The organism is Dryocola clanedunensis (genome assembly GCF_038405435.1).
Classification (GTDB): domain Bacteria; phylum Pseudomonadota; class Gammaproteobacteria; order Enterobacterales; family Enterobacteriaceae; genus Dryocola; species Dryocola clanedunensis_A.
Map to the genome: position 1 here is coordinate 1 of NZ_JBBYHZ010000198.1, position 538 is coordinate 538.

Consider the following 538-nt stretch of genomic DNA (forward strand, 5'->3'; position numbering starts at 1 on the left):
TGGAGCTCTTGCCTGCGCCGTTGACCCCTGCCAGCACGAACAGGAAGGGCCGTGCAGGCATCAGTAACCGCTGCCTGCGGCCACCTTGCCCTTGAGGCGTGCCGGCTTGCGCAGCAGCGCGCGCGCCTTGTTGGCGGCCGCGGCGCTGTCCAGCACGGCAAGGCGATCATCGAAGCGCTGACGGAGCTGCTGCAGGGCCGGGGCCTGTTCGCGCAGGGACGCGAGGTCCCGCTGCAACGACACGACCTCGGCCTGCATGGCCTGGTACTGCTGGGCGGACAGAATGACGGCCTGCGGCTCGTTGTGATTGGTGACCAGTACGGCCTGCTGTTCGCGGACGTCCTGCATCACCTTGCGCCAGTGCTCCTTCACCGTCGAGGCGGTCGTGCGGGTCAGCTCGGTGATCGGGTCGAACTTGAGCGCGTGCAGCATGGCGGCGGCTCCCTGGCGGATGGCGCCCAGTGTAGCCCGATCCGTACGAATTGTGAGAAATATGGGATTTATGAAATTTATGAAAATGAGGACTGGTGGCTGCGCC

1 protein-coding gene is annotated in these 538 nt (G+C 65.2%); it reads right to left on the reverse strand.

Annotated elements, in window-relative coordinates; translation table 11 throughout:
• Positions 1-60: 60 nt before the first annotated feature.
• Positions 61-432, reverse strand: a complete 372-nt coding sequence (locus AAE045_RS24210; RefSeq protein ID WP_070427301.1) for a type II toxin-antitoxin system prevent-host-death family antitoxin — start codon at positions 430-432, stop codon at positions 61-63.
• Positions 433-538 lie beyond the last annotated feature (106 nt).